Origin of the sequence: Acidaminococcus fermentans DSM 20731, from assembly GCF_000025305.1 — a bacterium.
Classification (GTDB): Bacteria; Bacillota; Negativicutes; order Acidaminococcales; family Acidaminococcaceae; genus Acidaminococcus; species Acidaminococcus fermentans.
Genome location: NC_013740.1, coordinates 1,419,234 through 1,438,782, shown reverse-complemented (window position 1 = coordinate 1,438,782; position 19,549 = coordinate 1,419,234). Strand labels below are relative to the sequence as shown.

Genomic DNA, 19,549 nt, shown 5'->3' with positions numbered 1-19,549 from the left:
CAGGAGGTTCAAAAGAACCAGGCCGAAGGACGGGTTCTTTCCAGTGGCCCGAGACTCGAGACCCGAGACTCGAGACCAAGTCGGCTGCTTGTACAGCCGACTCCTGAACGATAATCATATACTGGGGGGCATCATCATGGATGACAAGAAAAAAATCTTTGTGTACGGAGCTGGGATCAGCGGCCAGGGGGTATCGGAAGTCCTGGCCCGGAAAGGCTCTGCCGTAATCCTATACAACGATGACAAAAAGGAACTGGATCCGGCCTGGCTGAAAGCCTTTGAAGCCCTGGGCGGGGAATATATCCAGGGAACGGATCCGGAACCGTATCTGGAACAGTGCCATCTGTTCATCATCTCTCCCGGCATCCCCTTCACCACGGAAACGGTGAAGAAGGCCCGGAACCTGGGCATGGAAATCATCGCCGAAGCGGAAGAAGCCAGCCGGCTGTACAAGGGCCACTGGTGTGCCGTAACCGGCAGCAACGGGAAGACCACCACCACCACCCTGCTGGGCGAAATGCTGGCCACCCTGCCGGTGAAGACCGCCGTAGCCGGGAACATCGGCTTTGCCCTGAGCAAGGAACTCCAGGACCTGGACCAGGATTCCTGGGTGGCGGCGGAACTGTCCAGCTTCCAGCTGGAAGGGACCACCAGCCTGGCGCCGGACGTGGCCTGCATCGTCAACATCACTCCGGACCATTTTGAACGGCATGGGGACATGGCCGGCTATGTGGCAGCCAAATCCAAGATTTTCGCCTTCCAGACGCCGGATCAGATCCTGATCCTCAATGCGGATGACCCGGTTTCCAGCAAACTGGGGGACAAGGCCAGAAGCCGGGTGATCTGGTTCAGCACGGAAAAAGTGCTGCCCGAAGGGGGCTTCATCGAAGACGGCTGGTTCACCCTGGCCCTGGACGGAAAGAAGGAAAGAATCTGCCAGGTGTCCGACCTGCAGATCTTCGGGGCCCACAACGAACAGGACGTGCTGGCAGCCTGCCTGTCCGCCCATTTCGCCGGTGTCACCGCCGAAAACATGGCCCGGGTGCTGAAAGCCTTCCGGGGAGTGGAACACCGTCTGGAATACGTGACCGCCATCAACGGGGTGAAATACTACAATGATTCCAAGGCCACCAACACCGATTCCGCCATCAAGGCCCTTGAGGCCTTCAAGGACGGCCATGTGATCCTGCTGGCCGGGGGCCACGACAAGATGACCGGCCTGGATGACCTGATGGAAGCGGTGAAGGCCAAAACCGACGCCCTGATTCTTCTGGGAGAAGCCCGGCAGCGGTTCTGCGAAGCCGCCAAAAAACACGGGGTGCAGAACATCATCATGATCGACGGCACTTTCGAGGATGCGGTGCGCAAGGCCTACAGCCTGGCCAAAGCACCCCAGGTGGTGCTCCTGTCCCCGGCCTGCTCTTCCTATGACATGTTCGCCAATTTCCCGGAACGGGGCCGGGTGTTCAAGCAGATCGTCATGGATCTGGCCAAGGAGGCAAAAGCGTGAAAGTCGTACTGTCCGGCGGGGGAACCGGCGGCCACATCTATCCGGCACTGACCATTGCCGGGGCGCTGCGGCGGCTGGACCCGGCCTGTGAAATCACTTTTGTGGGGACCCGGAAGGGACTGGAGAAGGACATCATCCCCCGGTACGGATATCCCCTGGAATTCATCAATGTGGCGGGCTTTGAGCGGCACCTGGGCCTGGGCACCCTGAAAAGCGCCGGGGAACTGCTCCTGGGCATGAAGGAGGCCTACAGCCTGCTGAACCGGATCGATCCGGACCTGGTGATCGGCACCGGGGGCTATGTGTGCGGACCCATACTGTTCTGGGCGGCCATGAAACGGGTGCCCACCTGCATCCAGGAACAGAACGCCATGCCCGGAGTCACCAACAAGATCCTGTCCCGGTTCGTGGACGAGGTGTTCCTGGGCTACCAGGAGGGGGGCCGTTATTTCGCCTCCCACGCCAAAAAGCTCTTCACCGGCAATCCGGTGCGCCGGGAAATCCTGGAAGCCACCCGGGAAGAGGGGCTGAAAAAGTTCGGCCTGGATCCGGACAAGACCACCCTGCTGGCCTTCGGGGGCAGCCGGGGGGCACGGACCATCAACCAGGCCATGGTGGCGGTGGAACAGCAGCTGGCCGGGAATTCCCGGATCCAGATCCTCCACGCCACCGGTACCGTGGGCTATGAAAAGCATGCGGAAGCCCTGGGGGATCAGGTGCTCCATGCCGGGAACATTCATGTGGTGCCCTATCTCCACGATATGCCCCTGGCCCTGGCGGCGGCGGACCTGGCGGTTTCCCGGGCGGGAGCCATCGGGCTGGCGGAACTGATGGTGAAGGGGATTCCTTCCATCCTGGTTCCCTATCCCTATGCCACCGCCAACCACCAGGAATACAATGCCCGGGCCCTGGCTGCCAAAGGGGCTGCCATCGTGGCCCTGGACAAAGACCTGACCGGGGACTGGCTGCTGGGCGAAGTGGAAAAACTGCTCCAGGAACCGGAACGGCTGGAAACCATGCACCGGAGCGCTCTCCGGTGCGCCATGCCCCAGGCAGCCGATGCCATCGCCGAAGAGGCCCTGGCACTGGCAGAACGGAACAAATAGGAGGACGAGACCATTGGTTGATCTGGATAAAATCAAAAACATACATTTCATCGGCATCGGCGGAGCGGGCATGAGTGCCCTGGCCTATGTGATGATCAAACGGGGATACCATGTATCCGGGTCCGATGCCAAACCGGGCTACATGGCCACCAAGCTGGCCAAGGAAGGGGCCCTGGTGTTCATCGGCCATGCGGCCTGCCAGATCGAGCGGGCGGAAGTGGTGGTGGTATCCACCGCCATCCATCCGGACAATCCGGAACTGGTGGAAGCCCATCGGCGTCAGGTTCCGGTGATCCACCGGAGCGACGTGCTGGCCTGGCTCATGAACCGGCACAAGGGCATTGCGGTGGCCGGAGCCCACGGGAAGACCACCACCAGCTCCATGCTCAGCTGCATCACCAGCGACTGCGGCCTGGATCCCACCATCGTGGTGGGGGGCATCGTGAACAACCTAGGGTCCAACGCCGCCAGCGGCAAAAGCGACTGGGTGGTGGCGGAAGCCGATGAAAGCGATGGCTCCTTCCTGAAGTTCAACCCCTACATCGCCGTGGTCACCAACATCGAGGACGACCATCTGGACCATTACGGCAGCCAGGAGAATATCCAGAAGGCCTTTGCCCAGTTCGTGTCCCAGATCAAGGAAGACGGCTGCGCCGTATTGTGCTATGACAACGACCGGGTGCGGACCATCGGGGAAGCCACGGACAAGCGGGTGATCAGCTACGGCATCGACAGCCAGGATGCGGATTACCAGGCGAAGAACATCATCTACGGCACCGACGGCACCCATTTCGATGTGGTGTACCAGGGAGAGACCATCGGCCAGGGCCATCTGATCATCCCCGGCCGGCACAATGTACTCAATTCCCTGGGGGCCATTGCCGCCGCCCGGGAACTGGGCCTCGAACTGCCGGACATCCTGACTTCCCTGGAGAAATTCAGCGGGGCCAAGCGCCGGTTTGAAACCAAGGGCAAGGCGGACGGCATCTGGGTGGTGGACGACTACGCCCATCATCCCACGGAAATCCAGGCGACCCTGAAGGCTGCCCGGCAGACTCATCCGGAACGGCTGATCGTGGTGTTCCAGCCCCACCGGTACACCCGGACCCAGCTGCTGCTGGACGAATTCGCCGTGGCCTTCAAAGACGCGGATAAGCTGATCGTCACCGACATCTATGCGGCCAGCGAAGATCCCATCCCGGGAGTCAGCGGGGAAATGCTGGCGGACAAAGTACGGGAAACCACCGGCCAGCAGGTGGAATACCTGCCGGACCAGCCCACCATCCTGGACCATCTGGAACATGAGGCCCAGAGCGGGGACCTGATCATGACCATCGGGGCCGGGGACATCTACAAACTGGGAGAACATCTGGTACAGGCACTGGAACGGAGGAATTGACAATGGATAAAAAAGATCGTGTGGCAGTGGTCATGGGCGGACCGTCCAAAGAACGGGAAGTGTCCCTGAATACCGGGAACGCCATCCTGAACGCCCTGAAGGAAAAAGGCTATGATGCAGTGGCCATCGACCTGGATCCGGAACATATCGTGGACCAGCTGAAGGCCTCCGGTGCCAGGGTGGTGTTCAACGCCGTCCACGGGCTCTACGGGGAAGACGGCCGGCTCCAGGGCATCCTGGAAATGCTGGGCATCCCCTACACCGGCAGCGGAGTGCTGGCAAGCGCCCTGGCCATGGACAAGGTGTATACCAAGCACCTGTTCCAGAACAACCATGTGCCCACGGCCCGGTGCATCTTCCTGGACAAGAAGCGGGACCAGGACCCCAAGGCCCGGATCCTGGAGGAAATCGGCATCCCCTGCGTGGTGAAACCGGCCACCCAGGGTTCCAGCATCGGCGTAGTGATCGTGAAGGATGAAAAACAGCTGGATGATGCCCTGCAGGAAGCCTTCCAGTACGGGGACCATGTGCTGTGTGAAGCCTTCTTCACCGGCAAGGAAGTGGCCGCCGGGGTGATGATGGGAGAAGACGGCCGGGCTGTGCCCATGCCCCTGGTGCTCATCGAACCCCATGTGAACTTCTATGATTTCCACAACAAATACACCAAAGGAGCCACTACCTACACCTGTCCGGCTCCCTTCGATGCAGAGACCACCCGGCGGCTCCAGAAGATCGCCGTGGCCGCCTACGAAGCCCTGGGCTGCAGCGGTGTGGCCCGGACGGACCTGATGCTGGCGGACAACGGGGACTGCATCGCCCTGGAAGTGAACACCATCCCCGGGATGACGGCCACCAGCCTGATCCCCAAAGCGGCCGCCGCCATGGGCATCTCCTTCCCGGATCTGTGCGAAAAGATCCTGAAGACGGCCCACTGACATGAAGAGGCCCAATTGGCTCCGGCCCCAGATCGGCCAGGGGCATCCGGGAGGACGGGACCGGCTGCGGCCGGACCGTGAGGAACGGAAGGAAAGTCCCCGGCCCCGGCGGCTGAGCCGGGAGGACGACAACCGGAAGGACAGGTCCGCCGGGACGCCTGCTGCCGGCCGGAATCCCCAGGGGACCCGGAGCACCTTCCGGCAGGAGATGCGGGCGGCCCGGCTGCGCCAGGAAGAACGGCGGCAGGAGGAAGAAAAGCGCCGGGCGGAACGGGAAAAAGTCCGCCAGGAAGCCCAGGCCTACATTTACGGCCGGACGGAAGAAGCGGAACGGAAAGCCCTGGAAGACCGGGCCGCCGGACGGGAAACCTTCCGGGCCCGGCAGGAGCAGAAGGCGGAAGCCCTGGAAAAGAAGGAACGGCGGAGCCTGTTCCGAAAACGGAAGAAAGCTCCGGCCGGGACGGAAGCCGGGAAGCCCGGCAAAAAAGGGAAACGCCGTCCCCGGCGCCGGCTGAACTGGGCCCGGGTGCTGCTGCTCCTGGGCTCCGCAGCCCTGCTGATCGCTTCCTATGTGACCCTCCATCAGCCCTGGCTGGCCTTTGGCCGTCTGGAAGTGGCGGGGAACACGGCGGTGACCCTGGACGAAGTGAAGGAAATGGGGGATGCGGCAGAACCCCTGAACATTTTCAACCTCAACCGGAAAAAGCTGCTGGACAGCCTGCGCAGCGATTACCGGGTGGAAAAGGCGGAACTGGCCCTGGGCTGGCCCAACATCCTGAAAGTGGTGATCACCGACCGGCAGCCGGCCCTGTATGTGGCCATGGAAGGGACCCGGTACGCCAAACTGGACCCCACCGGCCACATCATCGGCCTGGCTGACGGGATCACCGGCGGGGACGCGCCTTTTGTGTCCGGCTGGCACATTGCCCAGGGAGAGCTGGGGGGTGTGACGGAGGATGAGGAAATCCAGGGCATCCTGGGCTTTCTCGGGAAACTGGACCCGGACCTGAAGGAACGAATCATGGAGATCCATGTGGATGACCAGAAAAGCCTGAAGATCTATCTCCACAACGGGATCCCGGTGATCCTGGGCACCTATGAGAATGCGGACAGCAAGCTGAAGACCTTCAAGGCCATCTGCCAGGAGCTGGAAGCCAAGAAAATCAAAGCCCAGTATATCGACCTGACCTACGAAAAACCGTATATCAAACTGTAAGGGGAGGATGGCATGGTCTTTCGGACCCATAGAGAGAAGTTTTTCCTGTTCCTGGTCTGCCTGATCATAGGCACCATGGTTTCCACCCAGTTCCGCAGTGCGGAACACGCCAAGCAGTCCGTGAACCAGCAGCGGGCGGAAGACCTGGCGGAAAAACTGAAAAATGCGGAAAAAGAGAACAAGGAGCTGGCCCAACAGCTGGAAGAACTGGAGACCCAGGGAACCGGCGGGGACCGGAAGGTGCTCAACGACCTGAAGATCAAGGCCGGAGAGGTGGCCCTCCGGGGACCCGGTGTGGTGGTGACGGTGAACGACAGCCAGGTGACTCCCAAAGCCGGGGAGAATCCCAACCTGTACGTGATCCACGATGACGATCTGCTGCGGCTGCTGAACGAACTGAGGGCTGCCGGGGCGGAAGCCCTGGCCATCAACAAGGAACGGCTGCTGGATGTGTCGGAAGTGCGCTGTGCCGGGCCCACCGTTTCGGTGAACAACACCCGGTTCACCCCGCCTTATGAGATCCGGGCCATCGGGGACCCCAAGACCCTGGAAAGCGCCCTGCGGCTCCGGGGGGGAGTGGTGGAGACCCTGAAGTTCTGGGGGATCACTGTGGATGTGAAGCGGATGGACAAGGTGGAGATTCCCGCCTACAAGGGGACCCGCCATTTTGAATATGCCAAGCCGGAAGAGGGGGGAGTCCAATGATCTACGCCCTGTTGGGACTGGGGGCCGGCATCGCCCTGGGAGCCTGGTTCCCGGTGGTGCCGCCCATGTACAGCAAACTGGTGGCCGTGGCCTTCATGGGCTGCCTGGATGCGGCCTTCGGAGGGTTCCGGTCCTCCCTGGAACGGCATTTCGACCTGAAGATCTTCCTCAGCGGCTTCTTCGCCAACGGGATCTTCGCCGTGTTCCTGTGCTATTTCGGGTACCGGCTGGGGATGGACCTGTACTATGTGGCCATGATCGCCTTCGGCCTGCGGATCTTCAACAACATCGCCATCATCCGGCGGCTGCTGATGGGAAGCTGAAAGGCCGCTTCGCGGCCGTCAATGGTCAATGGTTACTGGTCACTGGCCGAAGGAGGGAATCTGCCGGGCAGATTCCTCTGAACGTTCTTCTTTCAGACCGTTAAAATTTTCCCCAAAATGGGGATGAAATATTATCTGTTAAATGGTATACTAGATATAGTGTACGAAGAAACAAGTATCTTATCACACAAATAGATGAGGAGGACCATGAAACATGTTTGAGGCAGACAAAGATACGATGGATCAGCCCCTGGAAAAAATCAAGGTCATCGGTGTGGGCGGTGGCGGCAACAACGCCGTGGACCGCATGATCGAAGCCGGACTGCAGGGCGTTGAATTCGTCGCTGTAAACTGCGATGCGCAGCAGCTGAAAAAATCCAGCGCCCCCACCAAGATCCAGATCGGTGAGGACGAAACCAGAGGCCTGGGTGCAGGGGCCAACCCGGAAGTAGGGGAAAAATCTGCAGAAGAATCCAAAGATGTACTGGCAGAATGCGTGAAAGGTGCTGACATGGTCTTCATCACCGCAGGCATGGGCGGCGGTACCGGTACCGGTGCAGCCCATGTGGTGGCGGAAATGGCCAAACAGGCCGGAGCCCTGACCGTTGGCGTTGTGACCAAGCCCTTCTCCTTTGAAGGACGCCGCCGTTTCAACGTGGCTGAACAGGGGATTGCCAACCTGAAAGCCAAGGTGGATGCCCTGATCACCATCCCCAACGACCGTCTGCTCCAGGTTGTGGATAAACGGACTTCCATGAAGGATGCCTTCAAACTGGCCGATGATGTGCTGCGCCAGGGCGTACAGGGCATCTCTGACCTGATCAGCGTTCCCGGCCTGATCAACGTGGACTTCAACGACGTGAAGGCCGTTATGACCAACGCCGGTTCCGCCATGATGGGCATCGGCACCGCCAAAGGGGACGAAGGCGCTGCTGCCGCGGCTGAAAACGCCGTGAAGAGCCCGCTGCTGGATTCCACCATCGAAGGCGCCAAGGGCGTGCTGCTGAACATCACCGGCGGCCCCAACCTGAGCCTGATGGATGTGAACGAAGCCAGCAAGATCATCACCGATGTGGTGGATCCTGACGCCATCATCATCTTCGGGGCCAACATCGACGAAAACATGGAAGACGAAATCCGCGTCACCGTGATCGCCACCGGCATCGAAGAAGGGAAACCCTCCGCTGCCAACACCCCGAAACCCGCTTCCTTTGTGAAACCCCAGACTTCCACCAGCCGCATCACCAAGGCTGCCGAAGAAGCTGCCGGTTCCAAGGTAAGCAGCTTCACTTCTCCCACTTCGGAGATTCCGCCCTGGATCCGCAACAAATAAGGAACAGGGGGTGTAGGTTATGAAATGCCCATTCTGTGGCTGCGAAGACAGCCGTGTCATTGATTCCCGTTCCGTTGAAGAGGGGGCGTCCATCCGACGGCGAAGAGAATGTCCCCGCTGCGGACGGCGTTTCACGACTTACGAAAAATATGAACAGATCCCTCTCCTGGTCATCAAGCGGGATGGCCGGCGGGAAATGTTCGACAGCAAGAAAATCCTGGCCGGACTGCTCCGGGCCTTTGAGAAACGGCCCTTTACCTACGAGCAGATCCAGTCCCTGACGGCCCAGATCGAAAACGAGATCCGGGCGTCCGGGGAAAATGAAGTGAAATCCACGAAAATCGGAGAAGTGGTCATGGCCCATCTGGAAAAGATCGACCAGATCGCCTACGTGCGGTTCGCCTCCGTGTACCGCCAGTTCGCCGACGTGAACAGCTTCATGCAGGAAATCCAGAATATGCTGGATAAAGGGAAATAAAAAATGCTGCATGTGTGGAATCCACATATGCAGCATTTTTTTGTCAGCTGACCGTTGACGGGGGGTGTGAAAGTTTTTTCACACCCCCTTTTTCCATTCATGCCGGTAAAATGCCCAATAATGACCTTCTTTTTCCACTTGGGAAGGAATTGGCTCCCTCCTTCCGGAATGGAAATGGGGAAAGGAGGTGATTCCATGGAATCCATTCTGCAAAAGGAACGGTCCCTGACGGACCTGGAACGGGAGACTTTCTTCCGGCGGCTGGGGCTGCTGCTCCAGGGCGGCCTGCCCATCCTCCGAGCGCTGGGAGCCCTGGAAGGCCACAGCGGTCCGGCGGTGAAGAAACTGTGCCGGAGCCTTGCCCGGAGCCTGGGCCGGGGCTTTTCCCTCTCCCAGGCCCTCCGGCAGCAGGAACGGCAGGCGGGGAATCTGGCGGCACCTCTGGCCGCCGCCGGGGAAGCCAGCGGCCAGCTGCCCCTGGTGTTCCGGCATTTGGCGAACTTTTATCAGAAAAAACGGGAGAATCAGAAAACCGTTCTCCAGGCCTGTCTTTATCCGGCCCTGGTGCTGACCCTGGCCCTGGTACTGGGCGGGGTGTTCTGCTGGCTGGCCCTGCCCCTTTTGGGGGACCTGTACGGGACCCTGGGGCTGGTGCCTCCGGCCGGGTTCCGGCTGCTGCTGGCCCTGGTGATCCAGATCCGGGACCGGCCCTGGCTGCTGGGAGGGGCCCTGGCCCTGGGAATCCTGGGCTTCCGGCAGCTGTGGAAAAGCCGGGACCGGTGGCTGGCCCGGCTGCCCCTGGTGAAGCCCCTGGTCCGGACCTTCTGGGAGATCCGCTTCCTGGGGCTCCTGTCCCTGCTGCTCCAGGGCGGCCTGCCCCTGGACCGGGCCCTGCCCCAGGCGGGAGAGATCCTGCCCCCGGGGCCCTTCCGCCGCTGCGCCCGGCAGTTGGAATGGGCGGTGGTGGCGGGGGCTTCCCTGACCGCGGCCGCCCGGAACCAGACCCTGCTGCTGAGCCCCCTTACGGTGGAGTTCGCAGCCCTGGGGGAAGCCAGCGGCCATCTGCCGGCCCTGCTTTCGGAAGCGGCCCGGCTGCTGGACCAGGATTTCCAGGCCCGGCTGAAACAGCTCCGGACCCTGCTGGAACCGGTTCTGCTGCTGGTCCTGGCCCTGGGCTGTGCCGGTATGCTGGCGGGGCTCCTGTCCCCGCTCTTTGCCCTGCTCCAGGGTCTGCCCCTGCTGCCCTGATTTTTTGTCCGTCCGTACCTGATTTTTATCAATGAAAGGAGAAACTGTCATGAACCAAACTGCAAAAATATCCCGGCGGAGAAAAGAACCCGGATTCACCCTGATCGAACTGATCGCCGTCCTGGCCATCATCGGGGGCCTGGCCGCCTTCCTGCTGCCTTCCATCCGCAGTGCCATGGACCGGTCCAAAGACAGCCAGCTGATTTCCGACCTGGCCCTGCTCCAGAGCGGTGCCCAGCTGTACGAACTGGAAATGGCGGAGAAGCCCCGGGACATCCAGAGCCTGGTGGAGAAAAAATACGTGCCCAACCGGGATTACAGCCGGATCACCCTGGAACAGAAGGACGGGGACTGTGTGTTCACTGCCACCCTGAGCAGCGGGGAAAAGGTGGCCAGCGATACCCTGGGAGAAAAGAAAACAGCCGGGGAGGGGAAGGCATGAAGACCCGGTACCGGCGGCAGCCCGGCTGCCTCATGGCCGAACTCCTGGGGACCCTGGGGATCTGCCTGGGGCTGACCCTGGCCCTGGTGCCCCTGGGAATCCGCTGGCAGGCCCTGGCCGGGAGACTCCAGGTGCAGCTGGGAGCCCGGGCCGCCGGCAGCACCTTTTCCGCCCTTCAGCAGCGGGCCCAGTACCTGCACCAGAACCATGTGCGGTTCAACACGGCCCCGGACGGGAAGCGGGTGTCCGGATTTTACGGCACCCGGCAGAAAACCGTCCTGGATTTTCCCGCCCTGGGCCTGGGAGGCTGCCGGATCCGGACCCAGGAAGGCGGCTTTGCCCCCTCAGGGAATGGGGAAGAAGCCTTTACCCTGGCGGTGTACCAGGGGGATCACCCCAAACGGTATCAGCTGGTGACCTTTTCCCCCTTTGTGGGACGGATGGAATACCATGGGGCCCGGTAAGCGGCAGGGAGGCTTCCTGCTGCTGGACGGGGTGCTGGCCTGTTTCCTTCTGGCGGCCGGTGCCCTGACCCTTATGCTGGGTCTCCGGACGGGGGTACGGATGATCCGGCTCCAGCGGAACCTGGAAACGGTCAGCCGGGAAGGGACGGCCCTGCTGGAAGAGGAGGGGCTGCCCTGGGGAGAAACCGGGGAACGGACCCTTACCCAGACTCCGGTGCCCCAGCTTCCCGGCACGGTGCTCCGGACCCTCTCTCTCCACAGGCCCGGGAAACCCGCCCTGCACTTTGCCCGGTATGAGAAAGAGTAGGGGGAGCATCCTGGGGGAAGGACTGGGGGCCCTGGTACTGGTGACCCTGGTGCTGGCCCGGCTGCTCACCGGGCTGCCCCCGGCGGTCCGGGCTCTGGAGACGATATGGACCCAGGGAGAACTGGACCGGCTGGAACAGGACCTCCAGGCCCGTCTGGAAAGCCGGTTCCTGTTCGAAGGAGACCAGGTCCGGGTGTTCCAGGGGGACCACGGGACCGAAGTCCGGCTGTACGGACGGCCGGATGCCGCCTGGGTGTCCTGGTTCGTGATGACCACCGGGAAACGGCCCTGGCCCACCCTGTACACCAAGGTGTGGCGCCCCAGGAAGCAGAATCCGGTGAGCCTGCCCCTGACTCCCGAGCATGTGCGGGCGGAAGGGTTCCGGGCCAGCATCCTGGAGCCCGGCCGGCTGGCCTGGGAACTGACCCTGGTGGACCGGAAGACCGGGGCCCGGAAAGTGTGGAAGGAGGTGTTCCGGTATGGCCGCTAAAAGGCGTCCGGGGATGGTGAGCCTGGCGGTGCTGGTGGGACTGGGGCTGCTGACCACTGTCACCGCCGGACTGCTGGGGGTGACCCGCCAGGCCCTGTACAGCTGGCAGCTGAAGGAGGAAGCCCGGCAGGCCGCCTATCTCTTCCGGAGTCTGTGCCGGGTAAGGGAAGGAGAGCTCCTGCTGGTTCCGGGAGAACACCGGGCCCTGGAACCGGTGGTGTTCCGGAAAGACCGGCCCGGGGTATACGGTTCCCTGACCGGTCTGGCCGACGGGCCCATCCGGGAAGAGCGGATCCGGCTCCATCGGGATACCGGAGAAGAGCTGATGGCCGCCAGCCGGTATGAAATCACCATGCCCGGAACGGAAAAGGGAGAAACCTTCCCGGAAACCGGCATCTGGGCAGAAGGACGGAAGCAGGGGAAACTATGGGTGGACTGGTCCCGGTTCGGCCGGTGCCGCACCCAGACCCTGCCGAACACCCGGCGGATGGAAGTCCCCCTGGAAGGGGTGTTCTGTTACGGCCGGGAAACCCTCCAGTGGCCGGAAAAAAACGGAAAGACCGCCCTGCTCCAGGGCAGCGGCATCCTGGTCAACCGGGGAAGCATCCGGTTCCGCCAGGGTTTCCGGTGCCAGGGGGATTTCCGCTTTCTGGCCAACGGGGACATCACCGTCCACTCCGGTGCCCGGTTGGACAAAGTCTACCTCTGCGCCACCGGCGCCCTGACCCTGGAAAAAGGGGCCAAGGTCAAAGGGATCCTGGCCTGCCGGGGCCCGGTAGTGATCCAGGAGGGAGCGGAGTTTGAACCGGACCCCGAAGTTTTGCAGCCGGGAAGGACGGGGGTGATGATGTAGACTGGGGGCTGACGCATAACCCCTGCGCACAATAAGACCCCATCTGCTTTGTCAGGGGGGATTTTGGAGCCGGGCATATACCACCATGTATTATGCCCAACTCCAAAATCTCCCCTTTCGCGCATCTGGGCCTTCTTGTGTGCAGGGAAGAAGTCGGCGGGGGGGACGGGTACTATGCCCCAGCTAAAATCCGCTGCTCTCGTGCATCTGGATCCATGCAGAGTGAAGAGAAGCGGCAGAACCGGAAGATCCATTGGGGGGCCGTAGGGGCCGCACGCCGGGCGGCCCGGCAGAAGCTGCGGCCAGTCTGCTTGTCACGACTATGCTGACCGCTGACTTCTGACAGGCCCGAAGGGCCGGTTCGCCCGCTCCCCGTTTTTTTGACCGGCAATGACAATTTACATACGTATGATTACGTGATAAAATAAAAGAGGTGAACACGTGCGAACGGCAGAACTGTTGAAAATCTTAAAACGGCATGGCGTGTTTTTGCTCCGGGAGGGAGGAAGACACAGCCTTTATTACAGTCCATTGACCGGCAAAAAGATCCCGGTCAGCCGGCATGCCAGGGAAATCCCCGCAGGGACAGCCCTGCGGATCCTGAAAGATGCCGGTATCGACAGTGAGTGAAAACAGGAGGTTCCCATGAAAAAATGGTATCCCGCGATTGTGACCCACCAGCCTCCGGAAGAAGGGTTTCCGGCTGGCTGTTACAGTGTTGATTTTCCTGGAATGGACGCCTGCTACACTTTTGGGGCAACCATGGAAGAGGCCCTGGAAATGGCAGAAGATGTGCTGAACCTGCGGATGGTGGAAGCCGAAGACGCAGGGGAGAAAATCCCTGCACCGCCCAGCCTTGAATCCATCAAGGTTCCCCCTTCTTCCTGCCTGACCCTGATCCAGGTGGATACCCTGGCATACCGCAAACGGAATGACACAAGGGCCGTAAAAAAGACCCTGTCCATTCCCCGGTGGCTGGATACCCTGGCCCAAAAGAAAAACATCAACTTTTCCAATGTGCTCCAGCGTGCGTTGATGAGGGAGATGGGGATTGGGGGATAAGACGTCTGGTAGGGCTGACGTATAACCCAGCGCCTGGAGGGAGTCGGGGGTGCGGGTACTATGCCCCAGCCAAAATCCCCGCATCTGGCATTTCCAACGATGAACGACGAACGACGAACGACGGGCCGTCAGCCTCCTCTTGCAACTTTTCACAAATTTCATCTTTCTTTCCCGGTTTATCGTGTAGAATAGAAGGGAAGCTTAAGAAGGAGGAATCCATGATGCATCTGAAAAAATCTGCGGCAGCCCTGGCCCTGGGACTTTCCCTGGCCCTGCCTCTGTCCGCGTTTGCCTTTGGCCATACCACCCTGCTGCGCCAGGACTATTCTGACGGGAAGGCATCCGGCCAGGTCCCCTTTGTGGACGGGCTGAAGGAAGCCAATCTCCAGGCCAACCTGAACCACCTGATCAAGGAAAAGGCCAACGCCCTGGGCCGGGAGGCCGGGGGCAAGGCGGTGCTCTCCTATGAGGTGACCATGAACCGTCCCACCCTGTTCAGCATCATCCTGAAGGCGGAAGGGGACCGGACGGTGTATGCCGGCATGAACCTGGACGTGACCGGAGGCAAGGTGCTGGAGGACAAGGATCTTTTGTACACCAATGCGGCGGAGTACGCCCAGTACCTCCAGGGGAAAAACTACGTGTTTGCCGAAGACGGGGTCCGGATGGCGTCCCAGCCGGGAGGGCCTCTGGATACCACCATCCCTTATACGAAACTGCTGAAGGCCATCAACGTGGCGGAAGGGGCCCGGCTGCTCACCAGCTACAAACTGGACAGCAGTGCGGAAGACATGACACTGGACCTGAAGGCCGGGGAACTGGTGGCTCTGTACATGGAAGCCAACCCCACCAGCGGCAACCAGTGGGTACTGGTGGACCAGAGCAGCCAGCCGGGATTCGTGAACCTGGGCCATTCTTTCACCCTGCCGCTGCTGAATCCCACCGGCCAGGCCGGATCTCCCGGGGTCACCATCCTGTTCGCCGGCTTCAGCCAGCCCGGTGACTACCAGATCAAAGCCGTTTACACAAAAAAAATGGCCGTCCCCCTGAGGGAACGGGTGTTTCGGTTTAAGGTGAAATGAACTGGATTTGACAGCTGACAGTTGACAAGGGGGATGTGAAAAAATGATTTTCACATCCCCGTCACTAGTCTCTAGTCACTAGTCTCTAGCCGATGGAAGCCAGCTTACGCTGGCAAATTTAAGGCGCTGTGAATGATTTTTTCACAGCGCCTTTTTTCATTTCCCAAAATACTCCTCATAGGCCTGGATCAGCTGGCGGGCGATCAGGGGATCGGCGTACCGGCAGATCCGGGCCACATGGAGATATTTGTGGCCGTACTGGGGCGGCAGGATGATCATGGCATGGAAATTCCACATGTATTTTCCGTTGGGCATCCGGGAGCGGAAATAGTCAGCGGCCGTGTGGTTTGCCGGATCTGCCCGGCTTTCCAGATTCCGGTAGCTGCTGAATTCCATGAACCGCTGCCGGTCGTCCGGGTGGATGTATCCCTCCGTATAGGCGTGCCAGGTTTCAAAGGCATTGTAGATCCGTCCAGGCTGGAACTTGGCGTCCCGGCACCAGAAGGTCAGAAGCTGGGCGGTTTCTCTGTCCCGGTCCAGCAGGGTCACGGTGTTGTACAGCTGGTAGATTTTGTCCCGGAGCCCTTTCAGCTTGGCTTCCTGGAGCATGTCCATGGAGGTGGTGATGTTCTGGAAACAGCATTTCAGCAGCCAGCAGTTCTCGTGCCGGGCGATCACTTCCACCTGGAGCCACATGAACTGATTCCCTTCCTGGAAGGTGGTGGTTTCCCGGCGGCCGCCGTTCCGGATGCTCTGGATGATGCAGGAAGAAAGTTTTTCCCACAGACCGGTTTCCGTACTGTTCAGGGCATTTTCTGTCTTTTGCACCGTGGTCAGTCCCATGGAGGCCAGGGATTTCCGGTAGCCGTCATTGGCGAACAGGAACCGGAAATTGTGTTCTTTCGCCGTGTTCTGCCGGAATTCCACCAGGGCCAGGGGTGTATCAGTCAAAAGGTCCACCTGGGCAGCCCGGTCAAAGTACTTCCGGACTTCCGGAGTTTCGTGGATCAGTCCCAGGTCTTTCTGCACCACTTTTTCCCGGGTCATTTCAAAAGGTTTGCTGAACAGAAAGCCCTGGAGCAGGCTGCAGCCGATGTTGCGGAGAAATTCCGCCTGGGCTTCGGTTTCCACTCCTTCAGCCAGGGTCTGGATGTTGAGGTCCTTGGCCATGCGGATCACGGATTCCACAATGACCCGGGCCCGGTCCGAGAATCGGCGGAGAAATCCCATGTCCAGTTTGATGGTGTCGAAGGCATAATCCTTCAGCACGTTCAGGGAGGAGTAGCCGCTGCCGAAATCGTCCATCCACAGGCTGTAGCCGTCCTGGCGGAACTGGTCCAGGATGGGGGCGATGACGCTCATATCCTGGACAAAGACGCTTTCGGTGATCTCGATGGCCAGGTTCCCATGGGGGACACCGGCCCGGTCCACCCGGCGGCTGATTTCGGCATGGATGTCACAATCGAAGAAATCCAGCCGGGACAGGTTGAAGGAAATGGGGACGGTGGGAAACCCCAGATCGTTCCGGGGTCCGTACAGGGAGCAGATCTGGTCCACCATATACAGATCCAGTTTGTGGATGGCATGGATTTCTTCCAGGGCCGGGATGAACGCGGCCGGGGAAATCAGCCCGCGGACCGGGTCCTGCCACCGGGCCAGGGCTTCGTAGCCGGCAAGGGTTCGGGAAAGCGCCCGGACCACGGGCTGGTAGTACAGCCGGATCCAGCCTTTTTCAAGGGCTTCGTCAATATGGGTTTGGATGTACTGGCGGAGTGCCGGAACCGCCGTCCTGTCTTCTGATGGACCCGGCGCAGGAGGCATGGTGACGGGCATGGGTAATACCTCTTTTCTGATGGGGTGGTGCAGATTCATATTTTTGATATCCATAAGTATAATACAAATACTTTAAAATACAACTGGTTTGACAGGAAAAAGCCCAGGATTTTATCTTAGAGGAAATCTGGCCAGCAGGGCGGGAATATGGTAAAATATAAAGTCACGGATTGAACGTAAAAAGGGGCCTTCCCCTGCTGGATCATAAAGGAGTCAGAATGGAAAGAAACGATATCGAACTGCTGTCCCCGGCGGGCACCTGGGAAGCTTTGGAAGCGGCTGTCTTCGCCGGCGCCGATGCGGTGTACCTGGGAGGAAGCCATTTTGGAGCCCGGGCCTATGCGGAAAACTTCGGGCCGGAGGAAATGACCCGGGCCATCCGCTTTGCCCATCTCCACCGGGTACGGATCTATGTAACGGTGAACACCCTGGTGGATGACGCGGAAATGCCCGACCTGGGGGAATACCTGTGCTTTTTGAGCAATATCGGGGTGGACGGGATCATCGTCCAGGACCTGGGGGTGATCCGGGTGGCCCGGCAGGTGGCCCCGGAACTGCCTCTCCACGCCAGCACCCAGATGACGGTGACCAATTCCGCCGGCGCGGTGTTTACCTATCACAACGGCATGGAACAGGCGGTGATGGCCCGGGAAACCACCCTGAAGGACCTGAAGACCGTGTGCAGCACCACTCCCGGCAAAATCGAAGGGTTCATGCACGGGGCTCTGTGCGTGTGCTACAGCGGCCAGTGCCTGATGAGCAGCCTGATCGGGGGCCGCAGCGGCAACCGGGGCCGGTGTGCCCAGCCCTGCCGGCTGCCTTACACCCTGGTGAACAAAGAGGGGAAGGACATGCTGGCCAAGGTGGATGCAGGCCATTACCTGCTGTCTCCCAAGGACCTGAACACCCTGGATGTGCTGCCCCAGCTGATTGAGACCGGCATCCGTTCCTTCAAGATCGAAGGGCGGATGAAGCGGCCGGAATATGTGGCGGTGGTGACGGACATTTACCGCCGGGCCATCGACAGCTATCTGGCCGGTCATTATGAAGTGCCCCAGGAAGACCGGGACAACATCGAACAGATCTTCAACCGGGATTTTACCACCGCCTATATGGTGAAAAAACCGGGCCGGACCATGATGAGCGACCGACGGCCCAACAACCGGGGGGTGCTCCTGGGCCGGGTCCAGAGCCTGAGCAGGGATCATACCGCCGGTACCCTGAAACTGGACCGGGACCTGCACCTGGGCGACGGACTGGAATTCTGGGTCAGCGTAGGGGGCCGGGTGGGCACCTCCGTGGATCACATGACCGTCAACGGCAAACCGGTGCCGGTGGCCCGCTCCGGCAGCAGTGTCACCATTCCGGTGCCCCGGGGCATCCGGCTCAACGACCGGGTGTTCCGGACCTATGACAATGAGCTGATGCAGTACGCCGCCCAGTATTTCGGGGAAGACCACAAGAAACGGATTCCCCTGTATGCGGAAGTCACCGCCCGTCTGGGCCAGCCCATGGAAGTCACCGTCACGGATGAAGAGGGGAACACCGGCACTGCCCACACCGGGTTCATTGTGGAAAAGGCCCGGAAGCACGCTTTGGATGAAGCCGCCGTCCGGAAACAGCTGGACCGGCTGGGGACCACGGAATTTGCCCTGGGAGAACTGATCTGCCACCTGGATGAAGGGGTGATGGTGCCCATGAGCGAAATCAACGAAGCCCGGCGGGCTGCGGTGGAGGAACTGACCAAAAAACGGCTGGACGCCTTCCTGCCGCCCCGGAAAAAGGCCGTGTGGCACCGGGAAGTGCTCCGGCAGCGGGAAAACCACGGCACCCGGAAGCACAGCCAGCTCAGCGTACTGGTGGATACCCTGGACAAGGCCAAGGTGGCCCTGGATGCCGGGGCGGATGTGCTGCTGGTGGGGGGCGACAGCTACAGCCTGCCCCTTCTGACCCTGGAAGACTACCGGACCATCAGCGGCTGGGTCCGGGCCCGGGGCAAACAGTGGATGGCCGCCACAAGCCGGATCGTCAGTGAAGGCCAGCTGAAATACTTCCGGAATGCCCTCAGCCAGTGGGCGGCCCTCCAGCCAGACGGGTTCCTGATCGCCAACAACGGGCTGGTGGAAATGGCCCGGGATCTGGGGCTGCCCCTGTGGCTGGATTACGATATGAACGCCTTCAACAGCCAGAGCATCCTGTTCTGGCAGGAACAGGGCTTTTCCGGCATCACTCTGTCCCCGGAGCTGACCCTCCAGCAGGTGGCGGGCCTGGTGAAAAAGAGCCCCCTGCCCATTGAATGCCTGGCAGAAGGGGCCCTGGAGATGATGGTCAGCGAATACTGCGTGGAAGGCAGCTTCCTGGGGAACCTGGACAAAGGCTCCTGCAGCTATCACTGCAGGGAACAGGGCTTCCTGGAAGACCGGAAGAAGGAAAAGTTCCCCCTGAAGCAGGACCAGTTCGGCCGGATGCACGTGCTCAACGGACATCCGCTTTCCATGCTGGCCAATGTGCCGGAAATGGAAAAGACCGGCATTGCCCGGCTGCGGATCGACGGACGGGATTATACGGCTGAAGAGCTGGGCGAACTGACTGCCCTGTACCGGGGTGTACTGGACGGGGATACCAAAGTGGAAGAAAACCGTCCCCACACCACCCGGGGCCATTATTTCCGGGGTGTGCTGTAAGAGAAGGCACTCTATGGCGGTGTGCCGGGTTCCGGGCACCCCCGATGGACCGTGGGACAAGGCTGCACGGTACCGTAGG

At 60.6% G+C, this 19,549-nt stretch carries 20 protein-coding genes; 19 read left to right on the top strand and 1 reads right to left on the bottom strand.

Going from position 1 to position 19,549, the window contains the following annotated elements; all coding sequences use genetic code 11:
- The first annotated feature begins 136 nt into the window (after positions 1–136).
- The 18 genes from murD to ACFER_RS06555 all read left to right on the top strand — a co-directional run bounded on the left by murD (position 137) and on the right by ACFER_RS06555 (position 14,953).
- On the top strand, positions 137–1,510 hold the full coding sequence (gene murD / locus ACFER_RS06640; RefSeq protein WP_041666212.1) for a UDP-N-acetylmuramoyl-L-alanine--D-glutamate ligase: 1,374 nt from the start codon (positions 137–139) through the stop codon (positions 1,508–1,510).
- Positions 1,507–2,616, top strand: a complete 1,110-nt coding sequence (murG, locus tag ACFER_RS06635) for an undecaprenyldiphospho-muramoylpentapeptide beta-N-acetylglucosaminyltransferase (protein WP_012938650.1) — start codon at positions 1,507–1,509, stop codon at positions 2,614–2,616. Before murD ends, murG begins: the two co-directional genes overlap by 4 nt.
- Before the next feature lie 13 nt (positions 2,617–2,629).
- Positions 2,630–4,015, top strand: a complete 1,386-nt coding sequence (gene murC, locus ACFER_RS06630) for a UDP-N-acetylmuramate--L-alanine ligase (protein ID WP_012938649.1) — start codon at positions 2,630–2,632, stop codon at positions 4,013–4,015.
- Positions 4,016–4,017: 2 nt separating this feature from the next.
- Positions 4,018–4,950 (top strand): D-alanine--D-alanine ligase family protein, encoded by a 933-nt coding sequence (locus ACFER_RS06625; protein ID WP_012938648.1) that lies wholly within the window; start codon positions 4,018–4,020, stop codon positions 4,948–4,950.
- A gap of 1 nt (position 4,951) precedes the next feature.
- A complete protein-coding gene (locus tag ACFER_RS06620) occupies positions 4,952–6,166 on the top strand; it encodes a cell division protein FtsQ/DivIB (RefSeq protein WP_012938647.1) in 1,215 nt (404 codons plus the stop codon).
- Positions 6,167–6,178: 12 nt separating this feature from the next.
- Positions 6,179–6,871: a DUF881 domain-containing protein gene (locus ACFER_RS06615; protein ID WP_012938646.1), complete on the top strand. Its 693-nt coding sequence runs from the start codon at positions 6,179–6,181 to the stop codon at positions 6,869–6,871.
- Positions 6,868–7,194: a small basic family protein gene (locus ACFER_RS06610; protein ID WP_012938645.1), complete on the top strand. Its 327-nt coding sequence runs from the start codon at positions 6,868–6,870 to the stop codon at positions 7,192–7,194. The genes ACFER_RS06615 and ACFER_RS06610 overlap by 4 nt, the downstream gene beginning before the upstream one ends.
- Before the next feature lie 214 nt (positions 7,195–7,408).
- Positions 7,409–8,527 (top strand): cell division protein FtsZ, encoded by a 1,119-nt coding sequence (gene ftsZ, locus ACFER_RS06605; RefSeq protein ID WP_012938644.1) that lies wholly within the window; start codon positions 7,409–7,411, stop codon positions 8,525–8,527.
- 19 nt (positions 8,528–8,546) lie between these two features.
- A complete protein-coding gene (nrdR, locus tag ACFER_RS06600; protein ID WP_012938643.1) occupies positions 8,547–9,005 on the top strand; it encodes a transcriptional regulator NrdR in 459 nt (152 codons plus the stop codon).
- Between the two features lie 195 nt (positions 9,006–9,200).
- Positions 9,201–10,253: a type II secretion system F family protein gene (locus ACFER_RS11915; protein ID WP_049763453.1), complete on the top strand. Its 1,053-nt coding sequence runs from the start codon at positions 9,201–9,203 to the stop codon at positions 10,251–10,253.
- 49 nt (positions 10,254–10,302) lie between these two features.
- Positions 10,303–10,695, top strand: coding sequence for a type II secretion system protein (locus ACFER_RS06590; RefSeq protein ID WP_012938641.1), 393 nt, complete (start codon positions 10,303–10,305; stop codon positions 10,693–10,695).
- Positions 10,692–11,159, top strand: coding sequence for a hypothetical protein (locus ACFER_RS06585; RefSeq protein ID WP_012938640.1), 468 nt, complete (start codon positions 10,692–10,694; stop codon positions 11,157–11,159). The genes ACFER_RS06590 and ACFER_RS06585 overlap by 4 nt, the downstream gene beginning before the upstream one ends.
- The gene (locus ACFER_RS06580) at positions 11,146–11,466 is read left to right on the top strand and encodes a hypothetical protein (protein WP_012938639.1); all 321 of its coding nucleotides are present in this window, start codon (positions 11,146–11,148) and stop codon (positions 11,464–11,466) included. The genes ACFER_RS06585 and ACFER_RS06580 overlap by 14 nt, the downstream gene beginning before the upstream one ends.
- Complete coding sequence (locus ACFER_RS06575) at positions 11,453–11,956, top strand: hypothetical protein (protein WP_012938638.1); 504 nt, start codon at positions 11,453–11,455, stop codon at positions 11,954–11,956. The genes ACFER_RS06580 and ACFER_RS06575 overlap by 14 nt, the downstream gene beginning before the upstream one ends.
- Positions 11,946–12,809, top strand: a complete 864-nt coding sequence (locus tag ACFER_RS06570) for a polymer-forming cytoskeletal protein (RefSeq protein ID WP_012938637.1) — start codon at positions 11,946–11,948, stop codon at positions 12,807–12,809. Before ACFER_RS06575 ends, ACFER_RS06570 begins: the two co-directional genes overlap by 11 nt.
- Before the next feature lie 441 nt (positions 12,810–13,250).
- On the top strand, positions 13,251–13,439 hold the full coding sequence (locus tag ACFER_RS06565) for a type II toxin-antitoxin system HicA family toxin (RefSeq protein WP_012938636.1): 189 nt from the start codon (positions 13,251–13,253) through the stop codon (positions 13,437–13,439).
- 15 nt (positions 13,440–13,454) lie between these two features.
- Positions 13,455–13,871, top strand: a complete 417-nt coding sequence (locus tag ACFER_RS06560) for a type II toxin-antitoxin system HicB family antitoxin (RefSeq protein ID WP_012938635.1) — start codon at positions 13,455–13,457, stop codon at positions 13,869–13,871.
- A gap of 218 nt (positions 13,872–14,089) precedes the next feature.
- The gene (locus tag ACFER_RS06555; protein WP_012938634.1) at positions 14,090–14,953 is read left to right on the top strand and encodes a protease inhibitor I42 family protein; all 864 of its coding nucleotides are present in this window, start codon (positions 14,090–14,092) and stop codon (positions 14,951–14,953) included.
- 156 nt (positions 14,954–15,109) lie between these two features.
- Here the strand turns inward: ACFER_RS06555 and ACFER_RS10875 are convergent, their stop codons facing one another.
- Positions 15,110–16,786, bottom strand: a complete 1,677-nt coding sequence (locus ACFER_RS10875) for an EAL domain-containing protein (protein ID WP_012938633.1) — start codon at positions 16,784–16,786, stop codon at positions 15,110–15,112.
- A 218-nt stretch (positions 16,787–17,004) separates the two neighbouring features.
- Here ACFER_RS10875 and ACFER_RS06545 point away from each other — a divergent pair, with 218 nt between their 5' ends.
- On the top strand, positions 17,005–19,470 hold the full coding sequence (locus tag ACFER_RS06545) for a U32 family peptidase (protein ID WP_012938632.1): 2,466 nt from the start codon (positions 17,005–17,007) through the stop codon (positions 19,468–19,470).
- Positions 19,471–19,549 lie beyond the last annotated feature (79 nt).